Origin of the sequence: Pseudomonas sp. NBRC 111132 (assembly GCF_001320565.1) — a bacterium.
In the GTDB taxonomy this organism is placed as follows: Bacteria; Pseudomonadota; Gammaproteobacteria; order Pseudomonadales; family Pseudomonadaceae; genus Aquipseudomonas; species Aquipseudomonas putida_P.
The window spans coordinates 78,118-99,599 of the sequence record NZ_BCBI01000005.1 but is presented as its reverse complement, the minus strand read 5'-3'; the positions used below and the strand labels follow the sequence as shown (position 1 = coordinate 99,599).

The 21,482-nt window shown below is 63.1% G+C and carries 17 protein-coding genes; 6 read left to right on the top strand and 11 right to left on the bottom strand.

Annotation, left to right across the window (positions count from 1 at the left end; translation table 11 throughout):
• Nucleotides 1-18 precede the first annotated feature (18 nt).
• The 3 genes from gabD to APH35_RS03975 all read left to right on the top strand — a co-directional run bounded on the left by gabD (nt 19) and on the right by APH35_RS03975 (nt 4,297).
• The gene (gene gabD, locus APH35_RS03985) at nt 19-1,461 is read left to right on the top strand and encodes an NADP-dependent succinate-semialdehyde dehydrogenase (protein WP_012270020.1); all 1,443 of its coding nucleotides are present in this window, start codon (nt 19-21) and stop codon (nt 1,459-1,461) included.
• Nucleotides 1,462-1,642: 181 nt separating this feature from the next.
• A complete protein-coding gene (gene gabT / locus APH35_RS03980; protein WP_060514234.1) occupies nt 1,643-2,920 on the top strand; it encodes a 4-aminobutyrate--2-oxoglutarate transaminase in 1,278 nt (425 codons plus the stop codon).
• A gap of 138 nt (nt 2,921-3,058) precedes the next feature.
• Nucleotides 3,059-4,297 (top strand): response regulator, encoded by a 1,239-nt coding sequence (locus APH35_RS03975; RefSeq protein ID WP_060514233.1) that lies wholly within the window; start codon nt 3,059-3,061, stop codon nt 4,295-4,297.
• Nucleotides 4,298-4,343: 46 nt separating this feature from the next.
• Here APH35_RS03975 and APH35_RS03970 read toward each other — a convergent pair whose 3' ends face one another.
• Both APH35_RS03970 and desA read right to left on the bottom strand, forming a co-directional pair.
• Nucleotides 4,344-5,372, bottom strand: coding sequence for a GGDEF domain-containing protein (locus APH35_RS03970; RefSeq protein ID WP_012270023.1), 1,029 nt, complete (start codon nt 5,370-5,372; stop codon nt 4,344-4,346).
• Nucleotides 5,373-5,471: 99 nt separating this feature from the next.
• A complete protein-coding gene (desA, locus tag APH35_RS03965) occupies nt 5,472-6,656 on the bottom strand; it encodes a delta-9 fatty acid desaturase DesA (protein WP_012270024.1) in 1,185 nt (394 codons plus the stop codon).
• 240 nt (nt 6,657-6,896) lie between these two features.
• On the opposite strand from desA, the gene dibA reads away from it, so the two are divergent.
• Nucleotides 6,897-8,792 carry a phosphodiesterase DibA gene (gene dibA, locus APH35_RS03960; protein WP_012270025.1) on the top strand — a complete coding sequence of 632 codons (1,896 nt, stop codon included), beginning with the start codon at nt 6,897-6,899 and terminating at the stop codon, nt 8,790-8,792.
• Nucleotides 8,793-8,908: 116 nt separating this feature from the next.
• Here dibA and APH35_RS03955 read toward each other — a convergent pair whose 3' ends face one another.
• The 9 genes from APH35_RS03955 to tcyJ all read right to left on the bottom strand — a co-directional run bounded on the left by APH35_RS03955 (nt 8,909) and on the right by tcyJ (nt 17,900).
• A complete protein-coding gene (locus tag APH35_RS03955) occupies nt 8,909-9,553 on the bottom strand; it encodes a methionine ABC transporter permease (RefSeq protein ID WP_060514232.1) in 645 nt (214 codons plus the stop codon).
• Entirely contained in the window at nt 9,543-10,652 is a 1,110-nt protein-coding gene (locus APH35_RS03950; protein WP_060514231.1) for a methionine ABC transporter ATP-binding protein, read from the bottom strand. Before APH35_RS03950 ends, APH35_RS03955 begins: the two co-directional genes overlap by 11 nt.
• A gap of 1 nt (nt 10,653) precedes the next feature.
• Nucleotides 10,654-11,454: a MetQ/NlpA family ABC transporter substrate-binding protein gene (locus APH35_RS03945; RefSeq protein WP_012270028.1), complete on the bottom strand. Its 801-nt coding sequence runs from the start codon at nt 11,452-11,454 to the stop codon at nt 10,654-10,656.
• Nucleotides 11,447-12,838, bottom strand: coding sequence for an LLM class flavin-dependent oxidoreductase (locus APH35_RS03940; RefSeq protein ID WP_060493650.1), 1,392 nt, complete (start codon nt 12,836-12,838; stop codon nt 11,447-11,449). The genes APH35_RS03945 and APH35_RS03940 overlap by 8 nt, the downstream gene beginning before the upstream one ends.
• Nucleotides 12,838-14,019 carry an SfnB family sulfur acquisition oxidoreductase gene (locus APH35_RS03935; RefSeq protein WP_012270030.1) on the bottom strand — a complete coding sequence of 394 codons (1,182 nt, stop codon included), beginning with the start codon at nt 14,017-14,019 and terminating at the stop codon, nt 12,838-12,840. Before APH35_RS03935 ends, APH35_RS03940 begins: the two co-directional genes overlap by 1 nt.
• Nucleotides 14,020-14,172: 153 nt before the next feature.
• On the bottom strand, nt 14,173-15,414 hold the full coding sequence (locus APH35_RS03930; RefSeq protein WP_060493649.1) for an SfnB family sulfur acquisition oxidoreductase: 1,242 nt from the start codon (nt 15,412-15,414) through the stop codon (nt 14,173-14,175).
• Nucleotides 15,415-15,679: 265 nt separating this feature from the next.
• On the bottom strand, nt 15,680-16,438 hold the full coding sequence (gene tcyN / locus APH35_RS03925) for an L-cystine ABC transporter ATP-binding protein TcyN (RefSeq protein WP_003255850.1): 759 nt from the start codon (nt 16,436-16,438) through the stop codon (nt 15,680-15,682).
• 2 nt (nt 16,439-16,440) lie between these two features.
• Nucleotides 16,441-17,109 carry a cystine ABC transporter permease gene (tcyL, locus tag APH35_RS03920; protein ID WP_012270032.1) on the bottom strand — a complete coding sequence of 223 codons (669 nt, stop codon included), beginning with the start codon at nt 17,107-17,109 and terminating at the stop codon, nt 16,441-16,443.
• Entirely contained in the window at nt 17,106-17,900 is a 795-nt protein-coding gene (tcyJ, locus tag APH35_RS03915; protein ID WP_012270033.1) for a cystine ABC transporter substrate-binding protein, read from the bottom strand. Before tcyJ ends, tcyL begins: the two co-directional genes overlap by 4 nt.
• Before the next feature lie 307 nt (nt 17,901-18,207).
• Between tcyJ and epsC the strand changes: the two genes are divergently transcribed.
• Both epsC and betT read left to right on the top strand, forming a co-directional pair.
• On the top strand, nt 18,208-19,140 hold the full coding sequence (gene epsC, locus APH35_RS03910) for a serine O-acetyltransferase EpsC (RefSeq protein WP_012270034.1): 933 nt from the start codon (nt 18,208-18,210) through the stop codon (nt 19,138-19,140).
• 270 nt (nt 19,141-19,410) lie between these two features.
• The gene (betT, locus tag APH35_RS03905; protein WP_171577237.1) at nt 19,411-21,372 is read left to right on the top strand and encodes a choline transporter BetT; all 1,962 of its coding nucleotides are present in this window, start codon (nt 19,411-19,413) and stop codon (nt 21,370-21,372) included.
• The last annotated feature ends 110 nt before the right edge of the window (nt 21,373-21,482 follow it).

The window sequence follows — 21,482 nt, the reverse complement described above, 5'->3', positions numbered from 1 at the left end:
ACAATTCGGGAAGCCGACATGCAGCTCAAAGACGCTCAGTTGTTCCGCCAGCAAGCCTATATCAATGGTGAGTGGCTGGATGCGGACAACGGCCAGACCATCAAGGTGACCAACCCGGCCACCGGTGAAGTCATCGGTACCGTGCCGAAGATGGGTACCGCGGAAACCCGCCGTGCCATCGAAGCCGCCGACAAGGCCCTGCCGGCCTGGCGTGCCCTGACCGCCAAAGAGCGTTCGGCCAAGCTGCGTCGCTGGTTCGAACTGATGATCGAGAACCAGGACGACCTGGCTCGCCTGATGACCACCGAGCAAGGCAAGCCACTGGCCGAAGCCAAGGGCGAAATCGCCTACGCCGCCTCGTTCATCGAGTGGTTCGCCGAAGAAGCCAAGCGCATCTACGGTGACACCATCCCTGGCCACCAGCCAGACAAGCGCCTGATCGTCATCAAGCAGCCAATCGGTGTTACCGCGGCCATCACGCCGTGGAACTTCCCGGCCGCCATGATCACCCGTAAAGCCGGCCCGGCCCTGGCCGCTGGCTGCACCATGGTGCTCAAGCCTGCTTCGCAAACCCCTTACTCCGCCCTGGCCCTGGTAGAGCTGGCCCACCGTGCCGGTATCCCGGCTGGCGTGCTGAGCGTGGTTACCGGTAGCGCTGGTGAAGTTGGCGGCGAGCTGACCGGCAACTCCCTGGTACGCAAACTGTCCTTCACCGGCTCGACCGAAATCGGTCGCCAGCTGATGGAAGAATGTGCCAAGGACATCAAGAAGGTTTCTCTGGAGCTGGGTGGCAACGCCCCGTTCATCGTGTTCGACGACGCCGATCTGGACAAGGCGGTCGAAGGCGCGATCATCTCCAAGTACCGCAACAACGGCCAGACCTGCGTCTGCGCCAACCGTATCTACGTGCAGGACGGCGTCTACGACGCGTTCGCCCAGAAGCTGGCCGCTGCTGTGGCCAAGCTGAAGATCGGTAACGGCCTGGAAGAAGGCACCACCACTGGCCCGCTGATCGACGGCAAGGCTGTCGCCAAGGTTCAGGAACACATCGAAGACGCCGTTGGCAAAGGCGCCAAGGTGCTGTCCGGTGGCAAGCTGATCGAAGGCAACTTCTTCGAGCCGACCATTCTGGTTGACGTGCCGAAGACTGCTGCTGTCGCCAAGGAAGAGACCTTCGGCCCATTGGCGCCGCTGTTCCGCTTCAAAGACGAAGCCGAAGTCATCGCCATGTCCAACGACACCGAGTTCGGCCTGGCCTCGTACTTCTACGCCCGCGACATGAGCCGTGTGTTCCGTGTTGCCGAAGCGCTGGAATACGGCATGGTGGGTATCAACACCGGCCTGATCTCCAACGAAGTGGCGCCGTTCGGTGGCATCAAGGCTTCGGGCCTGGGCCGCGAAGGTTCCAAGTACGGTATCGAGGACTACCTCGAAATCAAATACCTGTGCATCAGCGTCTGATAGCACGGTAAAGGCTTTACCTCTGCCAGCGGGGCGCGAGAGCGACGTCTCGCTGGCCTTTTTTACATCGCAGTACCTGGTGGCCAGGGCGTTTGCGGCAGTCGATCAACGAATACTGTTCGCGAGCACTCCCAGCCCCCCCGAATAAAAGCGCCATTCCTGTCGGCGCAATGAGGGCATTATGAGCAAGACCAACGAATCCTTGATGCAACGTCGTGTAGCTGCCGTCCCACGTGGCGTTGGCCAGATCCACCCGATCTTCGTCGACACCGCGAAGAACTCGACTGTGATCGACGTTGAAGGCCGCGAACTGATCGACTTCGCCGGCGGCATCGCAGTGCTGAACACCGGCCACCTGCACCCGAAAGTGGTTGCGGCCGTGCAAGAGCAACTGACCAAGGTCAGCCACACCTGCTTCCAGGTACTGGCTTACGAACCTTACGTAGAGCTGTGCGAAAAGATCAACAAGCTGGTCCCAGGCGACTTCGACAAGAAGACCCTGCTGGTCACCACCGGCTCCGAAGCCGTTGAAAACGCCGTGAAGATCGCCCGTGCCGCCACCGGCCGCGCTGGCGTCATCGCCTTCACCGGCGGCTACCACGGCCGTACCATGATGACCCTGGGCCTGACCGGCAAGGTTGTGCCGTACTCCGCTGGCATGGGCCTGATGCCAGGCGGTATCTTCCGCGCCCTGTTCCCGAGCGAACTGCACGGTATCAGCGTTGACGACGCCATCGCTTCGGTCGAGCGCATCTTCAAGAACGACGCCGAGCCACGCGACATCGCCGCGATCATCCTCGAGCCAGTACAAGGCGAAGGCGGCTTCCTGCCAGCGCCTAAAGAGCTGATGAAGCGCCTGCGCGCCCTGTGCGACCAGCACGGCATCCTGCTGATCGCCGACGAAGTACAGACTGGCGCTGGCCGTACCGGCACCTTCTTCGCCATGGAACAGATGGGCGTTGCGCCTGACCTGACCACCTTCGCCAAATCCATCGCTGGCGGCTTCCCGCTGGCCGGTGTGTGCGGCAAGGCCGAGTACATGGACGCGATCGCTCCGGGCGGCCTGGGCGGCACCTACGCCGGTTCGCCGATCGCTTGCGCCGCGGCCCTGGCCGTGATCGAAGTGTTCGAAGAAGAAAAACTGCTGGACCGCAGCAAGGCTGTGGGTGAGCGCCTGACCACCGGCCTGCGCGAAATCCAGAAGAAGCACCCGATCATCGGCGACGTCCGTGGTCTGGGCTCGATGATCGCTGTTGAAGTCTTCGAGAAAGGCACTCTCACCCCGAACGCTGCTGCTGTTGGCCAGGTTGTTGCCAAGGCACGCGAAAAGGGTCTGATCCTGCTGTCCTGCGGCACCTACGGCAACGTTCTGCGTATCCTGGTACCGCTGACTGCCGAAGACGCACTGCTGGACAAAGGTCTGGCCATCATCGAAGAGTGCTTCGCTGAACTCGCTTGATGTGACGCGCTTCTGAAAAAACCCGCTTCGGCGGGTTTTTTTTGTGCCCAGAAAAGGCTTGGGGCGCTATGGTTAGCGGAGGATTTGCTTGGGAAGCTGCGACGGACTGTGTGTCAGGCTATTCAGGAGTAGTTGGCGATGAGCGCTGCAAACCCCACCGCACCAAACGTACTGATTGTCGAGGGCGATCCCTGGGTACGTGACATGCTCAGCGAAATGCTGCTCAGCGTGCGCTGTGACGCGCGCCTGCAGGTATGCGCCGACGGCTCGCAAGCGCTCAGTGCGTTGTCCAGTAAGCCTGACCTGATCATCGCCGCCCGCGAGCTGGCCGGTGTCGATGGCCTCGACCTGTTGCGCAAGGTGCGCGCCAAAGGGCCGGGGCTGCCGTTCATTCTCATGAGCAACCGCAGCGACAGTGCCAGTGTGCGCGAGGCATTGCCCCTGCACCCCACGGCCTACCTGAGCAAACCGTTGAACCTGGACAACCTGCGCAAGCGCCTGGAAGAGCTGCTGGTGGCCGTTGGCGAAGAGATCGCCTGCCCAATGCCGGCCTTGCAGCCGGGTGCCAGCCTGCCGGCCTACCTTGAACAGCGTCGCGCTAACGCCGATGGCGGGCCGCTGTTGGCCGATGTGCAGGTGGCTATCAAGCGCGCGCTCAACCCCCAGGGCCTGAACCTGAAGGTGCTCGAAGAGGAGGTGCGTAACGACCCGCAGGTCACGGCGGTATTGATCGCGGCGGCCAATAGCGCGGCCTTGCACCGTGAGGCGCCGGTGCAGACGTTGCTGCAAGCCCTGAACAAGCTTGGCAGCACCCAGAGCATGAACCTGATCCTGGGCATGACCCTCAAGCGCAGCGCACGCCTCAGCGACCCATTGCTGGCTGAGCACGCGGCCCGTTACTGGGACCTGTCGCTGCATACGGCGGAATATGGCCGCACCCTGGCGCGTCTGCTCGAGCTGGACGAAGGGCGTTGTTACTGCGCGGGCTTGCTGCATTGCCTGGGTGACCTGGCGGTGTTGCGCTGCCTGCAGGAGTGGCGGCTGGCCGGAGGGGACTTGGACGAGCGCAATGTGCAGCAGTCGCTGGATGAGTTTGGTGCGGCGTTCGGTTCGGCGCTGCGTACCCGTTGGCGGCTGCCGCTGGCCTTGCGCGAATTGATCGCGGCGATCTACCAGTTGGGCGGCGGCGTGTATTCGCGGGAGATCCTGGCCATGAGCCTGGCAGGGCAGCTGTCGCGGCTGCCGGCTGAGCAGGGGCTGGAGAAAGTAGCCAGCGGCAAGACCGCACGCTTGCTCAAGCTGGGCTTGCCGGAGCTGAACCGGCTGCGCAAGGTGGAAAACCCCGAGGTCAAACCGCAGGAAGAGCCGCCGGTGTAGCCCCTGTAGGAGCGGGCGAGCCGGTGCCATCCTGCACGTTGCCTGATCAGCCGCGGACTATCTGGTTCTTGCCTTGCCGCTTGGCTTGGTACATCGCCGCATCGGCTCGGGCATACAGGCTATCCAGCGTTACATCCTCTTCGGTCAGCCCGGTCAGCCCCTGGCTCACCGTCACCCCGTAGGTCTGCTGCCCATGGCTGAAGCTCAAGCGCTGAATCTGCCGCTGCAAACGCTCGGCAATCTGTTCTGCGACCTCGGCGTTGCAACCTGGGAACACCGCTGCGAACTCCTCGCCGCCAATGCGCCCGAACAGGTCGCCACGGCGTAGCACGGCTTTGCCGCTGTCGGCGATGTGTTGCAGCACCTGATCGCCTTCCTGGTGGCCGTAACTGTCGTTGATGCGCTTGAAGTCATCGATATCCAGCAACAGAAAGGCCAGCGGCGTGCCGTCTTCGCGGGCGCTGTCGAACGCTTGCTGAGCACACTCGAAGAAGTGCCTGCGGTTGCTGCTCTGGGTCAGCACATCGGTGGTGGCCAGGCGCTGCAGCTCCCCTTCAAGCTGCTTCTTTTCGGTGATGTCTTCGGCGATACCGACAATGATCACCCGGTCGCCATCGTGCTGCTGGTTGATGTAGCACTTGTCGCTCAACCAGCGCAGTTGCCCGTCGGCATTGAGGATACGGTATTCGCGGTCTTCCACTGCGCCCTTGAGCAGCACCTGAGCCAGGCTGCGTTCGGCGAACTCGAGGTCATCGGGGTAAATACTGTCACGCCATTCGTTGTAGTCGGCCAGCACCAGGCTGACGGGGCGGCCAAAGATGCGCTCGTAGGCGGGGCTCACATACAGCACCTGGCGGGTTTCCCAGTCGAAGGCCCAGAGCACCGCATTGACGCTGTCGAGCAGCGAGCTGAACAGCTGATCGCGCTCACTCAGGCGGGCAACCTCGCCTTGGGCGTGGAGGAGTGCCAGTAACGTCTGGGCGGCTTCGGGAGGTGGGGTGCCGGGCAATGTCGTTGGAATGTTCTTGGCCATGTGCACGAAGCGGGTCTCAACGTGAAAGCGTGCGGCCAGCATCCGGCCCGCCACGCGGGCGATGTGCCGAATTTGAGTGGGAACGTGGGGGCTAAGTTCCGGACGGCACGCCCCACGGTGGGGCGTGCCGATCAACGGTGGTCAGGCGCCGGTCGGGCGCAGGGAGTAGGTCTTGAGTTGTGCCGCGAAGTCGCGCAGGGCGTGGATACCGCTGCTTTCGGCCTCGTGTACCCAGTCCTTCATGGCCGCCAGCATGTCGTGGCCGTTGGCGCTGGTGCGTGCCCAGATCTGCTGCAGGGCCAGGCGCTTTTCGTAGATGGTTTTCAGTGCCTGGCTGTGCGCGAGCATCGACTCGATGCGCACGTGGTGGCGGTCTTCCAGCAGGCTGGTTTCACGCGACAGCAGGCGTTTGGCACGGCGGAAGCGGTGACGCACCGAGGTATCGACGCGCGCCAGCTCCTGTTTCACCAGCGGGCCGATCACCAGCTTGCGGTACTGGGCCATGATCTGGAAGCGGTTGTTGAGGATGGCCATGGCGGTATCCATGTCCAGGTTGGCCTTGCCGGCCACCCGATGAGCGATGGGCGCCACACGCTGCACCTTGGCCAGACGCAGCAGGCAGAAGAGGCGGATCCAGGCCCAGCCCATGTCGAACTCCCAGCGTTTGACCGAGAGCTTGGCCGAGTTGGGGTAGGTGTGGTGGTTGTTGTGCAGTTCTTCACCACCGATGACGATGCCCCACGGCACCAGGTTGGTGGCGGCGTCGCGGCATTCGAAGTTGCGGTAGCCGAGGGCATGGCCCAGGCCGTTGACCACACCGGCGGCCCAGAACGGAATCCACATCATCTGCACCGCCCAGATGGTGATGCCGATGGTGCCGAACAGCAGCAGGTCGATGACTGCCATCAGGGCGATACCGCCCAGCTTGTAACGCGAGTAGAGGTTGCGTTCGATCCAGTCTTCCGGGCAGTTCTTGCCGTAGATGCGCAGGGTTTCGGGGTTGCGTGCCTCTTCACGGTACAGCTCGGCACCTTTGCGCAACACCGTACTCAGGCCCTTGTGCACCGGGCTGTGGGGGTCGTCGGGGGTTTCGCACTTGGCGTGGTGCTTGCGGTGGACGGCGGTCCACTCGCGGGTGTTCTGCGCCGTGGTCAGCCACAGCCAGAAACGGAAGAAATGCTTGAGCGCGCCGTTGAGCTCCAAGGCCCGGTGCGCGGAGTAGCGATGCAGGTAGACCGTGACGCTGACAATGGTCACGTGGGTCATCAACAAAGTGATGCCCACCAGTTGCCAGGCCGACAAGTCGAGCAGGCCGTTGTACCACATAGGTGTAAAAACCCTCGGAATGCAGGAGGAGGGGCTGATTATCCCTTGGCAGGGAAATAAAACCAGTCAAAGCTGACGACGCGATATTTCACGCAATCCATGTGGGAGCGGCTTCAGCCGCGAACACCGGCAGAGCCGGTGCCATCCACCGCGTTGCCATCTTCGCGGGTAAACCCGCTCCCACAGTGCGCCAGAGCCTTTATAATGCCCATTCTTTTCTGATGGGCAATCCCACCCGACATGTCTGTTTCCGTTCGCGACGCCTTGCGCATGGCTGCGCTGTATGTGGTGCTCTCGATCCTCTGGCTGGCGCTCGCCGAGGTGATGCTGCACGGCATGACTGACGACCCCCTGGCACTGACCGTGGGGCGGCAGATCAACATCGTGCTGTGGGTGTTGTTCAGTGCCGTACTGATCTACGTTTCCAGGGTACGGCTGCTGAACTTCATCGGTGCTGGTGCGCGCTTGCGCTGCGAGGATCGCGAGCGGCTGCGCATGGCCGCCGCAGTGTTCGACAGTACCCTCGAAGGTGTACTGGTCACCGACCGCCAGGGCCTGATCGTGCACGTCAACCGTGCCTTCATGCGCATCACCGGCTATCAGCAGGACGAGGTGATGGGCCAGCGCCCGAGCAAGTTCAAGTCCGGTCGCCATGGCCTTGCGTTCTACCAGCAGATCTTCGCCACCCTGGCCGAACAGGGCGAGTGGAGCGGTGAAATCTGGAACCGACGCAAGAGCGGCGAAATTTATCCGCAGTGGCAGACCATATGTGCCATTCGCGATGACGATGGTGAGCTCAGCCATTACGTGGCGGTGTTCAGTGACATCAGTGCGATCAAGCATACAGAACAGGAGCTGGCCTACCTGGCCCACCACGACCCATTGACGGGCCTGCCCAACCGCCTGCTGTTCACCGACCGGGTCGAGCAGGCATTGGCGGCGGCACAGGCCAACAAGCGCGGTTGCGCGCTGTTGCTGCTGGACCTGGACCACTTCCAGAGCATCAACGATGGCCTTGGCCACACCATCGGTGACCAGTTGCTGAAACGGGTGGGCGAGCGCCTGGGTGAGGTGCTGGGTAGCGGCGTGACCCTGGCGCGCCTGGGCGGCGACGAGTTCGCTGTGCTGGCCGAGAACTGCCAACAGGTCGGCCAGGCGGGCAAGCTGGCGCAGTGCATTATCGAGCGCATGCGCGAGCCGTTCCTGTGCGAGGAAAATCGCCTGTTCATCAGTGCCAGCGTCGGTATCAGCCTGTTCCCCAGCGATGCGTTGGGCGCCGAACAGTTGCTGCGTAATGCCGACGCGGCGTTGTACAAGGCCAAAAGCAACGGGCGGGCCTGCTATGCGCTGTACACCGAAGAGCTGACCGCCCACGCCCAACACCGGGTCGAGACTGCTGGAGAGCTACGCCGGGCCCTGGAGCAGGATGAGCTGCGGGTGTATTTCCAGCCGGTACATGACCTGGCGACAGGCCGACAGGTCGGGGTCGAGACGCTGGTGCGCTGGCAGCATCCCCAGCGCGGCCTGGTGCCGCCGGGCGAGTTCATCCCGATTGCCGAGCGCACCGGGCTGATTGCCGAAATCGATACCTGGGTGCTGCGCCAGGCTTGCCGGCAAATGGTGCAGTGGCAGGCCGAAGGCAGGCAGCTGGCCTTTGTGGCGGTGAACATATCCAGCCGCCTGTTTGGCCAGCATGAGCTGTACCGGCAAGTCGCCGCGGTTTTGCATGAAACTGGCCTGCCCCCAGCCTTGCTGGAGCTGGAAGTGACGGAAAGCGCGGTGATGGAAGACCCTGAGGTGGCGCTGGAGCAGCTGCACCGTTTGCGCGAGCTGGGGGTGACCCTGGCCATCGACGACTTCGGCACCGGGTATTCGTCGCTGTTGCGGCTCAAGCGTTTGCCCGTGCAGAAGCTGAAGATCGACCAGGGCTTCGTTGCCGGTTTGCCGCTGGATGAGGATGACATCGCGATCGTGCGGGTGATCATCGCCCTGGCCCGCAGCATGGGCATGCAGGTGCATGCCGAGGGCATTGAGCAGGCCGAGCAGGCCAGTTTCCTGCTGCAGGAGCAGTGTCAATTGGGCCAAGGGTACTGGTTCGGGCGGCCGGTGCCGGCTGGGGATCTTCGCTGGGATTGAGAGCTTGGGGCCGCTTTGCGGCCCGGTCGCGACACAAGGCCGCTCCTACATGGGTATGCGGTCGTCTGTAGGAGCGGCCTTGTGTCGCGATCGGGCTGCAAAGCAGCCCCCGGCAGTCAACGCTTGTTCAAGCCCTTCGCCAGGCGGTCCCCGCCCAGCTGGATCAACGCCACCAACGCCACCAGCAAGGCAATCACGGTCAGCATGATCTGGCTGTCGAAACGCTGGTAGCCATACCGGTAGGCGATATCCCCCAACCCTCCAGCACCAATCGCCCCAGCCATCGCCGAAGAGTTGATCAAGGTCACGAGGGTAATGGTGAACCCCCCCACGATGCCCGGCAGTGCCTCGGGCAGCAGCACATGCCAGACAATGTGCCAGCGCCGGCAGCCCATGGCCTGTGCGGCCTCCACCAAGCCATGGTCGACCTCGCGCAGGCTGACCTCGGCAATCCGCGCAAAGAACGGCGTGGCGGCGATGGTCAGCGGCACCACCGCCGCCCACACGCCGTAGGTGGTGCCTACCACCAGGCGGGTGAAGGGGATCAGCGCGACCATCAGGATCAGGAACGGGATCGAGCGGAACAGGTTGACGAAGGCGCCCAGCACCCGGTTCAGCAGCGGCGCCTCGAAGATCCCGCCCTTGTCGCTGGTGACCAGCAGCACCGCCATCGGTACGCCCACCAGCAGGGCGATCAGCGACGAAACGCCGACCATCTGCAGGGTATCGAGCAAGCCTTCCAGCAGACGATCAAACCACATGGCCCAGCACCTCCACGTCCTCGGCCCAGCGGCGGGCACGTTCCAGCAATTGATGGGTGTCGTGCGGCGAGTGTTGCACCGACAGGATCAACTGCCCCAGGGCATGCTCGCCGATGGTTTCCACGCCACCCTGCAGCAGGCGCACACGCCCGCCCAAGTCTTGGAACAGGGCAGACAGCTCTGGCTCACCGAGCACTGTCAGTTTCAGCACCACGGCGCTGTCATGGCTCGCCGGGCTGGCCTGCAGGCTGGCTTGCAATGCGGCTGGCAGCCTGGCCTGCAAGGGTGCGAGCAGGGTGCGGGTGACCTCGTGGCGGGGAGAACCGAACACCCGCCAGACTTCGCCCTGCTCGACCACCTCACCGCGCTCTAGCACCACCACCCGATGGCAGATATCACGGATTACCGCCATTTCGTGGGTGATCAGCACGATGGTCAGGCCCAGGCGCTGATTGATGTCGCGCAGCAGCTCAAGGATCGAGGCCGTGGTCTCTGGGTCCAGCGCCGAGGTGGCCTCGTCGCACAGCAAGATCTCGGGGTCGTGCACCAGCGCTCGGGCAATGCCCACGCGCTGTTTCTGCCCGCCGGACAGCTGCGCCGGGTACACATGGTGCTTTTCCTGCAAACCGACCAGCTCCAGCAACTCGCGCACCTTGTGCTGACGCTCGGCCTTGGCCACGCCGGCCACCTTCAACGGCAGCTCGACGTTCTGCCATACAGTCTTGGCCGACATCAGGTTGAAGTGCTGGAAGATCATGCCGATGCGCCGACGCAGCGACACCAGGCGGTCCTCGTCGAAGGGGGCGATGTCTACCTGGTCGATCAGTATCCGGCCCTGGCTGGGTTGCTCCAGGCGGTTGATGGTACGCAGCAGTGAAGACTTGCCGGCGCCGCTACGGCCGATGATGCCGAAAATCTCGCCATGGCGGATGTTCAGGTCGATGCCTTGCAAGGCCGGTTGTGCCTGGCCAGGGTAGGTCTTGCCCAGGCCGATGAAGCGCACATGGGCTTCATTGACTTCCGGGCGCAGGGCCTGTTCCTTGACCGTTGGCGGCAATGGTTGTGGGGTAGGCGCCCTGAGCGCGCTGGCCTGGCTCATGTCAGCCTTCCCAGCCAGCTTGGTAGAGCTTGCCGTGGGCTTTGTCCAACGCTGCGCGTACCACAGGCGAGTGCTGGTAGATGTCGACGAACTTGGCCAGGCGTGGGTCGTCCTTGCTTTGTGGGCGGATGACGAACTGGATCACGTATTCCTTGTTTTCCAGGCCATCGAACAGCAACGCCGAGGTGGCATCGAAGGTGTTGGCCAGGCGGATGTAGGCCGGGTAACCCTGCACCAGGTCGGCGTCATCGTAGGCGCGCACCAGCTGAACCGCCTCGACCTGCAGGATTTTCAGCTTTTTCGGGTTGGTGACGATGTCGTCCTCGGTGGCCTTGTAGCCAACGCCTGGCTTCAGGGTGATCAGCCCGGCCTTGGCCAGCAGTTGCAGGCCCCGGCCGCTGTTGATCGGGTCGTTGGCGATGGCCACGCTGGCGCCTTCTGGCAGGTCGGCGAAGCTTTTGTACGTTTTCGAGTACAGGCCAACGTTGTTGATGATGCCCGAGGCGTAGGGCACCAGGTTGAAGCCCGCAGCGGCTTTGGCGTTTTCCAGGAACGGGATGTGCTGGAAGTAGTTCACGTCGATGTCGCCACTGTTGAGGCTGACATTGGGCGCAATCCAGTCGCTGAACTCGATCAGCTTCACTTCCAGGCCTTGCTTGTGTGCTTCCTCCACTGCGGCTTCCAGCGGAATGGCAAAGGCCGAGGTGGTGCCGATCTTCAGCGGTTCGGCTGCCAGGGCGCTGGCGGACAGGCCCAGTGTGAAGGCAATGGCCGCGACGGGCCGGAACAGTTTCTCAAGCATGATGCAGGGCTCCAGTCGGGGCAGGGGTTGGGGTAAAACGATAAGCCGAGCCAGGGTGGCTGACGGGCAAGTGCGGGTGGTCGGCCTGGAACAGCTTCTCGCGCAGGGTGCCTTCGGCGTAGGCGGTCTTGTAGCGGCCACGCTGCTGCAGTTGCGGGACGACCAGGTCGATGAAGTCCTCGAAGCTTTCCGGGGTGACGGTGCGGGTCAGGTTGAAGCCGTCCAGCCCGGTTTCGTCGATCCAGGCAATCAACTGTTCGGCCACCTGTTCGGGAGCGCCGACCAGGGTGACGTAGCGGCCACCCAGGGCGTGCTGTTCAAGCAGGCGCCGGCGGGTCCAGGCGTTGTCCTGCAACTGGCGGGTGGCCGACTGGATGGCGTTGCCCTGGTTGAAGGCGATTGGCTCGTCCAGCGCGTAGGCGGCGAAGTCGATGCCGGTGGATGCGGCGAAGTGCGCGACGCCGGCCTCGGGGCTTGCATGGCGCAGGTATTCGGCATGCTTGGCCTGGGCCGCTTGCTCGGTGGCCGCGACGATCACCGTGATGCCCATGAACACCTTGACTGCTTGCGGGTCGCGACCGGCAGCCTGGGCGGCTGCGCGCACCTTGTCGACCTGGGCGCGGGTGGCGGCCTTGTCCTGGCCACTGATGAACACGCATTCGGCATGGTTGCCAGCGAAAGCCAGGCCGCGCGGCGAGCTGCCGGCCTGGAACAGCACCGGGGTGCGCTGCGGCGAGGGCTCGCACAGGTGATAGCCCTCGACGTTGTAGAACTCGCCGTGGTGGCTGACCTTGCGCACCTTGTCGGGTTGGGCATAGACGCGCTGCGTGCGGTCTGCGACCACGGCGTCGTCGGCCCAGCTGCCTTCCAGCAGCTTGTACAGCACCTGCAGGTATTCGTCGGCCTGGTCGTAGCGGCGGTCGTGCTCGGGTTGTTGCTCAAGGCCCATGGCTCGGGCCGCGCTGTCGAGGTAACCGGTGACGATGTTCCAACCGATTCGGCCATTGCTCAGGTGGTCGAGGGTGGATAGGCGCCGGGCGAACAGGTACGGCGCCTCGTAGGTGAGGTTGGCGGTAAGGCCGAAACCCAGGTGGCGGGTGACCGCAGCCATGGCTGAAACCAGCAGCAGTGGGTCGTTGACCGGCAGCTGAATCGACTCCTTGAGGGGCACGTCCAGCGACTGCCCGTAGATGTCGTAGGTACCGACGATATCGGCGATGAACAACCCATCGAACAGGCCGCGCTCCAGCAGGCGTGCCAGGTGGGTCCAGTAGTCCAGGGTCTTGTATTGGGTCGAGGTGTCCCGTGGATGGGTCCACAGGCCGTGGTTGATGTGCCCGATGCAGTTCATGTTGAAGGCATTGAGCAGAATCTGCTTGGCCATCAAATGGTCCCCCGACGTGGCGGGTTGGCATCGTTGAGGTAGTAGTTGCCGATGGCGTGGTACTTCCAACGCACCGGGTCGTGCAGGGTGTGCACGCGAGCGTTGCGCCAGTGGCGGTCGAGGTTATGTTCGGCCAGGGTGGCTTGGCTGCCGCCCAGTTCGAACAGCGCGGTGCCGGCGGCGAGGGAAATCTCGGTGCTGATGGCCCGTGCTTCGGCCACGGCGATGGAGGCGGCGGCGACGTTGTCGGCGGTGCTGTCGTCGCGGGCGCGGTCGAGGTATTCACCGGCGCGCTCCAGCAGGGCCTCGGCGGCGTGCAAACGGATCGCCAGGTGGCCGAAGCTTTTCAACGTCAGCGGGTCATCCGTGGCCTTGTCCAGGCCGGAGTCGACCCACGGACGACTGCGGGTACGTACGAAGTGCAGGGCATCTTCATAAGCCGCGCGGGCGATGCCGGTGTCGATTGCGGCATGAAGGATCTGCGCCAACGGCCCGACCGGGGTGGGGCGCTCGAAGGCACTCTGGAACGGCACCACGTCGGCGGCGCTGACGTACACGTTGTCGAACACCACCGAACCGCTGCCGGTGGTGCGCTGGCCGAATCCGCTCCAGTCATCGATCACTTGCAAGCCCTGGCTGTCGGCTGGGACGAAGGCCAGTTGCTGCACGCCTTGGTCGTCGACGACCGAGGTGGGAATGCGCTGGGCGTAGATGGCACCGGTGGAATAGAACTTGCGGCCGTTGATGCGGAAGCCATCGCCGTCACGGCTCAGTCGGGTGGTGCGTTCGTTGGCGGTCTTGGTGCCCAACTCGGCCAGGGCATTGCCAAAGCGGCGGCCGGCCAACACTTCGGCGTATAGCCGCTGTTGCTGCTCGGGGGTGCCGTTTACTCGCAGTACTTCCAGGCCGTAGAAATGGTTTTGCGGGATCTGCCCGAGCGAGCCGTCGGCTTGGGCGATACGGGCGATGACCTTGGCCAGGGTGACATTGGACACGCCGGCGCCACCGAAGGCCTTGGGCACGCTGATGGCCCATAGGCCGGAGCGGGTGAACAGCTCCAGTTCGGCGTGCGGCAGGCGGCGCTCGCGGTCGCGCAGGGCGCTGTCGCGGCGCAGTTGCTGGGCGATGTCTTCGGCGACATTCAGGGCTTCGGTGTCGCTGGTGATGATATTTGTAGTCATGTTGTTCTCCGGGGCCATTGGGGCCGCTTTGCGGCCCATCGCGACACAAGGCCGCTCCTACAGGGGGGCGCGACCCGATGTCGGTACGCGATCCCGTGTAGGAGCGGCCTTGTGTCGCGATGGGCTGCAAAGCAGCCCCCAAGGCCTAAAAAATCAGATCCAGGAATGCCGCGCAGGCAGGGTGCCGTTGAGGTGGTACGCGCCCACCGCGTGGTACTTCCAGCGCACCGGGTCATGCAGGGTGTGCACCCGGGCATTGCGCCAATGGCGGTCGAGGTTGAACTCGGCGAGGGTGGCGCGGCTGCCGGCCAACTCGAACAGCTTCTCGCTGGCCTGCAGGGCGACCTCGGTGGTCAGTACCTTGGCCTCGGCCACCGCAATCGAGGCGCGTGCCGCGCTGGCGGCGTCGATTGGCGCGGCATTGACCTCGTCGAGTACCCGCGCGGCTTTGCGCAGCAGTGCTTCGGCGGCATGCAGTTCGAGCTTCAGGCGGCCAATGTCGGCAATCACATAAGGGTCGTCGCTGGCACGGTCCACGTTGGCCTCGATCCATGGGCGGGACTTTTCGCGCACGAATGTGATTGCATCGTCGATTGCCGCTTCGGCAATGCCGGCGTCGATCGCCGCCTGGATCAGCTGCGAAGCCGCGCCCTGGATGTTGGGGATATCGCGCTGGCGCCAGTTGTCGATCACCAGCTCGGCGTCTACTGGTACCTGGTCCAGCAGTACAGTGCCGCTGGCGGTAGTGCGCTGGCCGAACCCGGACCAGTCGTCGACGATGCGCAGCCCCGGGCTGCCCCGGCGCACGAATGCCAGGCGCTGGCGGCCTTCGTCGTCGAGGGCCTTTACCGCCACCCAGTGAGCGAACAGGGCGCCAGTGGAATAGAACTTCTCACCGCTGATGCGATAGCTGTCGCCTGCGCGAGTGATTCGGGCCTTGAGGGTGAGCGTGTCTTTCGTGCCGCGCTCGGGGCCTGCATTGCCGATGCGCCAGCCGTCGAGCACGCTGCGGAAGATCAGCGCCTGCTGTGCCTCGGTGGCCGTCAGGCGAATCAGTTGCAACATGCCGAACTGGTTCTGCGGGATCTGCCCCAGGGCCGGGTCGGCGGCGCTGATCACGCGGAAAACCTCGGCTACGGTTTCGAACGATACGTCCGGGCCGCCGTGGGCCTTGGGTACGCTGATGCTACCCAGGCCGCTGCGGGTGAACAGCTCGATCTCGGCCCAAGGCAGTTTGCGTTGCTGGTCGCGGCGGGCAGCTTGCTCGCGGGCAACCTCGGCCAGTTCGCGGGCCGCTTGCAGGGCTTCGGCGTCATTGCGCAGTACCTTGGCCGGCAGCAGCAGGGGCGAGCTGTCGAGATCGCTGTGGAATTGGGTATTTGGCTGGCTGGACATCAGTACCGCTCCTTGGCTGCACTCAATGCCCTGGCGATACGCACTGGGGTGATTGTGATCCTGACCATTCCTGACCTCACAAAATAGTTGTGCCGCTACAGCTGATCGCGACAAATGTGTGCTGGTCCGGTGGTCCGGTTTATATACCCTAATGCTTTATAAATTGTTTATGAACTAACCATTTGGAATATGTATAGAAGGAGGGATTTGCTACAGATGTGCCGGCCCTATTCGCGGGTGAACCCGCGAATAGGGCCGAGCAGGCTTATTCGGAAGCCGCGGTACCGAGGAACTTGCGCAGGAACTGCCGGGTACGCTCTTCCTTGGGCGCCGCAAACAACGCCTTGGCTTCACCCTGTTCCACGATCACGCCCTTGTCGAAGAAGATCACCCGGTTCGCCACATCCCGAGCAAAGCTCATCTCGTGGGTGACGATGATCATGGTGCGCTTTTCCTCGGCCAGGCCGCGGATGGTCGCCAGTACTTCACCCACCAGCTCCGGGTCCAGCGCCGACGTCGGTTCGTCGAACAGGATCACCTCCGGCTCCATGGCCAGGGCGCGGGCGATGGCCACCCGTTGCTGCTGGCCGCCGGACAGGCGCCGTGGGTAGGCGTCTTCCTTGCCCGCCAGGCCGACCTTGGCCAGCAGACGCCGGCCAAGCTCGATGGCCTGTTCGCGAGGCGTCTTCTTGACGATCACCGGCCCCTCGATCACGTTCTCCAGGGCGGTGCGGTGAGGGAACAAGTTGAAGTTCTGGAACACGAACCCGGCCTGCTGGCGCAAACGCCGAATCGCACCTTGCTGGCCACCCAGCGGGCGGTTGGCATCGATGCTGATGGCGCCGATCTGGATCTGCCCGGCATCGGGGGTTTCCAGCAGGTTCAGGCAGCGCAGGAAGGTGGTCTTGCCCGAGCCACTGGGGCCGATGATGGCCACCACTTCGCCGGGCTGCACGGTCAGGTCGATACCGTTGAGCACGGTCTGGCCCTTGAACCGTTTGGTCAGGCCTTTGACTTCAATCATGCTCATTGCTCCTGGTCATGCTGGTTGACCCGCGCTTCCATGCGGTTCTGGAAGTGCGCAAGGATGCTGCACAGCACCCAGTAGATAACGGCGACTGCCACGTACATGGTGAACACTTCGAAGGTACGTGCGGTAATCAGCTGCGCCTGGCGGAACAGCTCGGGCACCTGGATGGTCGCCGCCAGGGCGGTGTCCTTGACCAGCGAAATGAAGCTGTTACCCAACGGTGGCAGGGCGGTGCGCAAGGCCTGTGGCAGGATCGCCCGGCGCATGGCCTGGACGCGGGTCATGCCGATGCTGGCGGCAGCTTCCCACTGGCCCCGGTCGATCGAGGAAATCGCCGCACGCAGGATTTCGCAGATGTAGGCCGCCATGTTCAGCGACAGGCCGATCAGCGAGGCAGGTATCGGGTCGAGCTCGATGCCAATCTGTGGCATGCCGAAATAGATCACGAACAGCTGCACCAGCAGCGGCGTGCCGCGGAAGAACGACACGTAGACCCGCGCCAGCCAGTTCAGCGGCAAAATCTTCGACAGCCGCATCAGCGCCAGGGCAAAGCCCAGCAGCAGGCCGAAGAACATGCCGCCGACACTGAGCAGCACTGTATAACCCGCGCCCTTCAGCAGGAAGGGCGTGGAGTCGACAACGAGTTGCAGGCTTTCAGCGATCATTTGGTGACATCGGCACCGAAGTATTTTTCGGACAGCTTGGCCAGCGTGCCGTCAGCCTTGAGCTTGTCGATGGCCTTGTTGATCGCTGCCAGCAGCTCAGGCTCGCCCTTGCGCAGGGCTACGCCGCTTTCCAGGCGCGAGAAGGCATCGCCGGCAAGCTCGGTGTCCTTGGCTTTTTGCGCGTATTCCAGCGCGGCCAGGCGGTCGATCAGGATGGCGTCGATGCGGCCGTTGCGCAGGTCGGCGAACTTGCTCGGGTCGTCTTCATAGGTACGCACTTCGGCTTTCGGGACATCCTGCTTGACCCACTGCTCGTAGTTGGTGCCCAGGCCCACACCGACTTTCTTGCCGGCCAGGTCTTGCGCCGACTTGATGTTCAGCTGCTCGGCTTTCTTCTTCAGGATCAGGGCCTGGATACCGGAAACGGTGTAGGGCTCGGAGAAGTCGTATTTCTTCTTGCGCTCTTCGGAGATGGTCACCTGATTGACCACTACGTCCAGGCGCTTGGACTCCAGCGCGGCAAGGATGCCGTCCCACTTGGTTGGCTGGATCTTGGCCTTGACCCCCAGCTCCTTGGCCAGGAGTTCCGAAAGCTCCACCTCGAAGCCGGCCAGCTTGCCGTTCTCATCCTGGAAACTGAACGGTGGGTAGGTACCTTCCAGGCCGACGTTGATCACGCCTTTTTCCTGGATAGTCTTCAATTGCTCGCCGGCGAAGGCCTGGCCGAGCAGGCCGGCACCCAGCAGGAGGGCCAGGCTGGCGTTGAGTAGCGGTTTGGCGAATTTCGACATGTCAGAGCCCCGCGCTTGTTGTGTAAGTAGTGAGGTGGCGACTATAGGGTTGGCTGCTTAGGCCAGGAAATACTAAAAAATTATTTTGTTATTCCCTTTTTGCTTTTTGCCAGGTGCTGGCTGCTTTGAGGGTAGGCGACGATCCCCACGCCGTCATCGCGGCTTATGCCTGACTTAGCGCAGGATGGAATAAAGCGTTGTTTTTTCCAAGGGTCGGATTTGCCGTAGAGTGGATTGCATGTAGGCAGGCCTGGTTTCTTCGCGGGCCTGGCAAAAAATGAGATGGCCCATACGGCAGGAGAAAACCGTGAGCGAACAACCTTCATCCGCGCACTGGCAGTTGCAGAACATCGTTACTGGCCTGCGCGGCGCCCGTGAGCAATGGCGCACTCGCAATGGCCGCAGCATTGGTGAGCAGGGCGGGCGCGAACTGCCATCGCGCGAGGCGATGCGGCAGATTCTGGAGCAACTGTGCGGTGCGTTGTTCCCCATGCGCCTTGGGCCTGTGGACCTGCGCGAAGAAAGCGAAGACTTCTACGTCGGCCATACTCTGGATGCCGCACTGACCGCCTTGCTGGCCCAGGCGCGTCTGGAGTTGCGCTATGCCGCTCGCCAAAGCAAGGCTGAGCTGGCAGGTGTAGACGCTCACGCGCTAAGCCTGATCCAGGGCTTCGCGGCTGCGTTGCCGGAGCTGCGCGTACTGCTCGACACCGATGTGCTGGCCGCCTACCACGGCGACCCGGCGGCGCGCAGCGTCGATGAAGTACTGCTGTGCTACCCAGGTATCCTGGCGATCATCCACCACCGCCTGGCGCACCACCTTTACCAGGCCGGCTTGCCGCTGCTGGCGAGGATCAGTTCGGAGCTGGCGCATTCGGCCACGGGTATCGACATTCACCCAGGGGCGCAAATCGGCCCGAGCTTCTTCATCGACCACGGCACCGGCGTGGTGATTGGCGAAACTGCGATCATCGGCGAGCGCGTGCGCATCTACCAGGCGGTTACCCTGGGCGCCAAGCGCTTCCCAAGCGATGAGTCGGGGACCCTGCACAAAGGCCTGCCGCGCCACCCCATCGTCGAGGACGATGTGGTGATCTATGCCGGGGCCACGGTGCTGGGGCGCATTACCATCGGCAAAGGCTCGACCATTGGCGGCAATGTGTGGCTGACCCGCAGTGTGCCGGCTGAAAGCAACATCACCCAGGCCAACTTGCAGCTGGATTGCCAGGACAAGAACTGATCTGGCATTTGCTTGACCTTAACCGGCCCTTAGCGGGTAAACCCGCGAAAGGGCCGGTTCAGAAGGACGCCAATCAGCGGCCCAATTCGCATTGAAATCCGATCCATGTTTAACTTGAACGCTTGTTCAATGAAAAAACGCTGGTCCGCTGCCGGTGTTCAACAGGAGGATTCCTTTGCTGAACCCGTTCATTCCGAACCTTACGTCATTCGACGAGGTGCACGCCCGATGAGTGCACCGAACCCTTCCCTTGCCAATGGCAAGATCCGCATGAACCCCCCGGTGTTCTACTTCGCGGCTAGTTTCATCCTCATCTTTGGCCTGGTGGTCATCTCCAACCCGCAAGCGGCAGGTGACTGGTTGCTGGCGGCGCAGAACTGGGCGGCCAACACGGTCGGCTGGTACTACATGCTGGCGATGACGCTGTACCTGGTCTTCGTGGTGGTCACCGCCTTGTCTGGCTACGGCAAGATCAAGCTCGGTGCCGACCACGACGAACCCGAGTTCAGTTACCTGTCGTGGGCCGGCATGCTGTTTGCCGCCGGTATCAGCATCACCCTGTTCTTTTTCTGCGTCTCCGAACCGCTGACCCACATGCTGCAGCCGCCCCAGGGCGAAGCGGGCACGGCCGAGGCCGGGCGTCAGGCAATGCAGATTCTGTTCCTTCACTGGGGCCTGCATGGCTGGGGCGTCTTCGCCTTCGTCGGTATGGCGCTGGCGTACTTCGCCTACCGCCACAACCTACCGCTGGCCCTGCGCTCGGCGCTGTACCCGCTGATCGGCAAACGCATCAACGGCCCGATCGGCTACGCGGTGGACGGCTTCGGCATCATCGCCACGGTGTTCGGCCTGGGCGCCGACATGGGCTTTGGGGTGCTGCATCTGAACGCCGGCCTCGACTACCTGTTCGGCATCAGCCACAGCCAGTGGGTGCAGGTGATCCTCATCACCCTGATGATGGGCGCGGCCGTGGCCGTGGCTGTCGCCGGGGTGGAAAAGGGGGTGCGGGTGATGAGCGACATCAACCTGTTCCTGGCCTGCGCACTGCTGCTGTTCGTGCTGTTCGCCGGGCCTACCCAGCACCTGTTCAATACGCTCATCCAGAACCTGGGCGACTACCTGGGCGCTTTGCCACGCAAGAGCTTCGACGTGTATGCCTACGGTGAAAACCGCGATTGGCTGGGTGGCTGGACAGTGTTCTATTGGGCCTGGTGGATTGCCTGGGCGCCGTTCGTGGGGCTGTTCATCGCCCGTATCTCCCGTGGCCGCACCATCCGCGAGTTCGTCTTTGGCGTGCTGTTGATTCCGCTCGGTTTCACCCTGGCGTGGATGTCGATCTTCGGCAACAGCGCGCTGGACCAGGTGATCAACCACGGCATGACCGCGCTGGGACAGTCGGCCCTGGATAACCCGTCGATGAGCCTGTACCTGCTGCTGGAGACCTACCCCTGGAGCAAGGCGGTGATCGCCACCACGGTGTTCATCAGCTTCGTGTTCTTCGTTACCTCGGCCGACTCGGGCACCGTGGTGCTGTCGACCTTGTCGGCCAAGGGCGGCGAAGCCGACGAGGATGGGCCGAACTGGCTGCGCATCTTCTGGGGCGCGATGACTGCGCTGATCACCAGCGCGCTGTTGTTCGCCGGCAGTATCGATTCGCTGAAGTCGGCGGTGGTGCTGACTTCGTTGCCGTTCTCGCTGATTCTGCTGTGCATGATGTGGGGGCTGCACAAGGCGTTCTACCTCGAGTCGCAGCGGCAGATCGCGCAGATGCACTCGCTGGCGCCGTTTGCCCAGTCACGTCGCGGCCGTGGCGGCTGGCGCCAGCGCCTGAGCCAGGCGGTGCATTTTCCGTCGCGTGATGAGGTGTACCGTTTCATGGATGACGTGGTGCGCCCGGCGATTGCCGACGTGCGGGAAGTGTTCGAGCAGAAGGGCCTGGTGCTGATTACCCAGGACGACCCCAGCCACGACAACGTCAGCTTGAAGATTGGCCATGGCGAGGAACAGCCGTTCATTTACCAGGTGCAGATGCGTGGCTACTTCACGCCATCGTTCGCCCTGGGTGGGCTGGGTACGCAGGAGTTGAAGAACCGTCGTTATTACCGGGCGGAGGTGCACCTGAGCGAAGGCAGCCAGAACTATGACCTGGTGGGCTACAGCAAGGAGCAGATCATCAACGACATCCTCGACCAATACGAGCGGCACATGCAGTACTTGCATCTGGTTCGGTAATAACCTGTACCGGCCTCTTCGCGGGTAAACCCGCACAGGTACAGCGCAGGCTTCAAAACCGGTGCCACCCCTGTGGGAGCGGTTTTACCCGCGAAGAGGCCGGGGCTGTT

Bases quoted from the DNA above. Each gene is read 5' to 3' on its own strand.
- gabD (WP_012270020.1), top strand. From the start codon at position 19: ATGCAGCTCAAAGACGCTCAGTTGTTCCGCCAGCAAGCCTATATCAAT.
- gabT (WP_060514234.1), top strand. From the start codon at position 1,643: ATGAGCAAGACCAACGAATCCTTGATGCAACGTCGTGTAGCTGCCGTC.
- APH35_RS03975 (WP_060514233.1), top strand. From the start codon at position 3,059: ATGAGCGCTGCAAACCCCACCGCACCAAACGTACTGATTGTCGAGGGC.
- APH35_RS03970 (WP_012270023.1), bottom strand. From the start codon at position 5,372: ATGCTGGCCGCACGCTTTCACGTTGAGACCCGCTTCGTGCACATGGCC.
- desA (WP_012270024.1), bottom strand. From the start codon at position 6,656: ATGTGGTACAACGGCCTGCTCGACTTGTCGGCCTGGCAACTGGTGGGC.
- dibA (WP_012270025.1), top strand. From the start codon at position 6,897: ATGTCTGTTTCCGTTCGCGACGCCTTGCGCATGGCTGCGCTGTATGTG.
- APH35_RS03955 (WP_060514232.1), bottom strand. From the start codon at position 9,553: ATGTGGTTTGATCGTCTGCTGGAAGGCTTGCTCGATACCCTGCAGATG.
- APH35_RS03950 (WP_060514231.1), bottom strand. From the start codon at position 10,652: ATGAGCCAGGCCAGCGCGCTCAGGGCGCCTACCCCACAACCATTGCCG.
- APH35_RS03945 (WP_012270028.1), bottom strand. From the start codon at position 11,454: ATGCTTGAGAAACTGTTCCGGCCCGTCGCGGCCATTGCCTTCACACTG.
- APH35_RS03940 (WP_060493650.1), bottom strand. From the start codon at position 12,838: ATGGCCAAGCAGATTCTGCTCAATGCCTTCAACATGAACTGCATCGGG.
- APH35_RS03935 (WP_012270030.1), bottom strand. From the start codon at position 14,019: ATGACTACAAATATCATCACCAGCGACACCGAAGCCCTGAATGTCGCC.
- APH35_RS03930 (WP_060493649.1), bottom strand. From the start codon at position 15,414: ATGTCCAGCCAGCCAAATACCCAATTCCACAGCGATCTCGACAGCTCG.
- tcyN (WP_003255850.1), bottom strand. From the start codon at position 16,438: ATGATTGAAGTCAAAGGCCTGACCAAACGGTTCAAGGGCCAGACCGTG.
- tcyL (WP_012270032.1), bottom strand. From the start codon at position 17,109: ATGATCGCTGAAAGCCTGCAACTCGTTGTCGACTCCACGCCCTTCCTG.
- tcyJ (WP_012270033.1), bottom strand. From the start codon at position 17,900: ATGTCGAAATTCGCCAAACCGCTACTCAACGCCAGCCTGGCCCTCCTG.
- betT (WP_171577237.1), top strand. From the start codon at position 19,411: ATGAACCCCCCGGTGTTCTACTTCGCGGCTAGTTTCATCCTCATCTTT.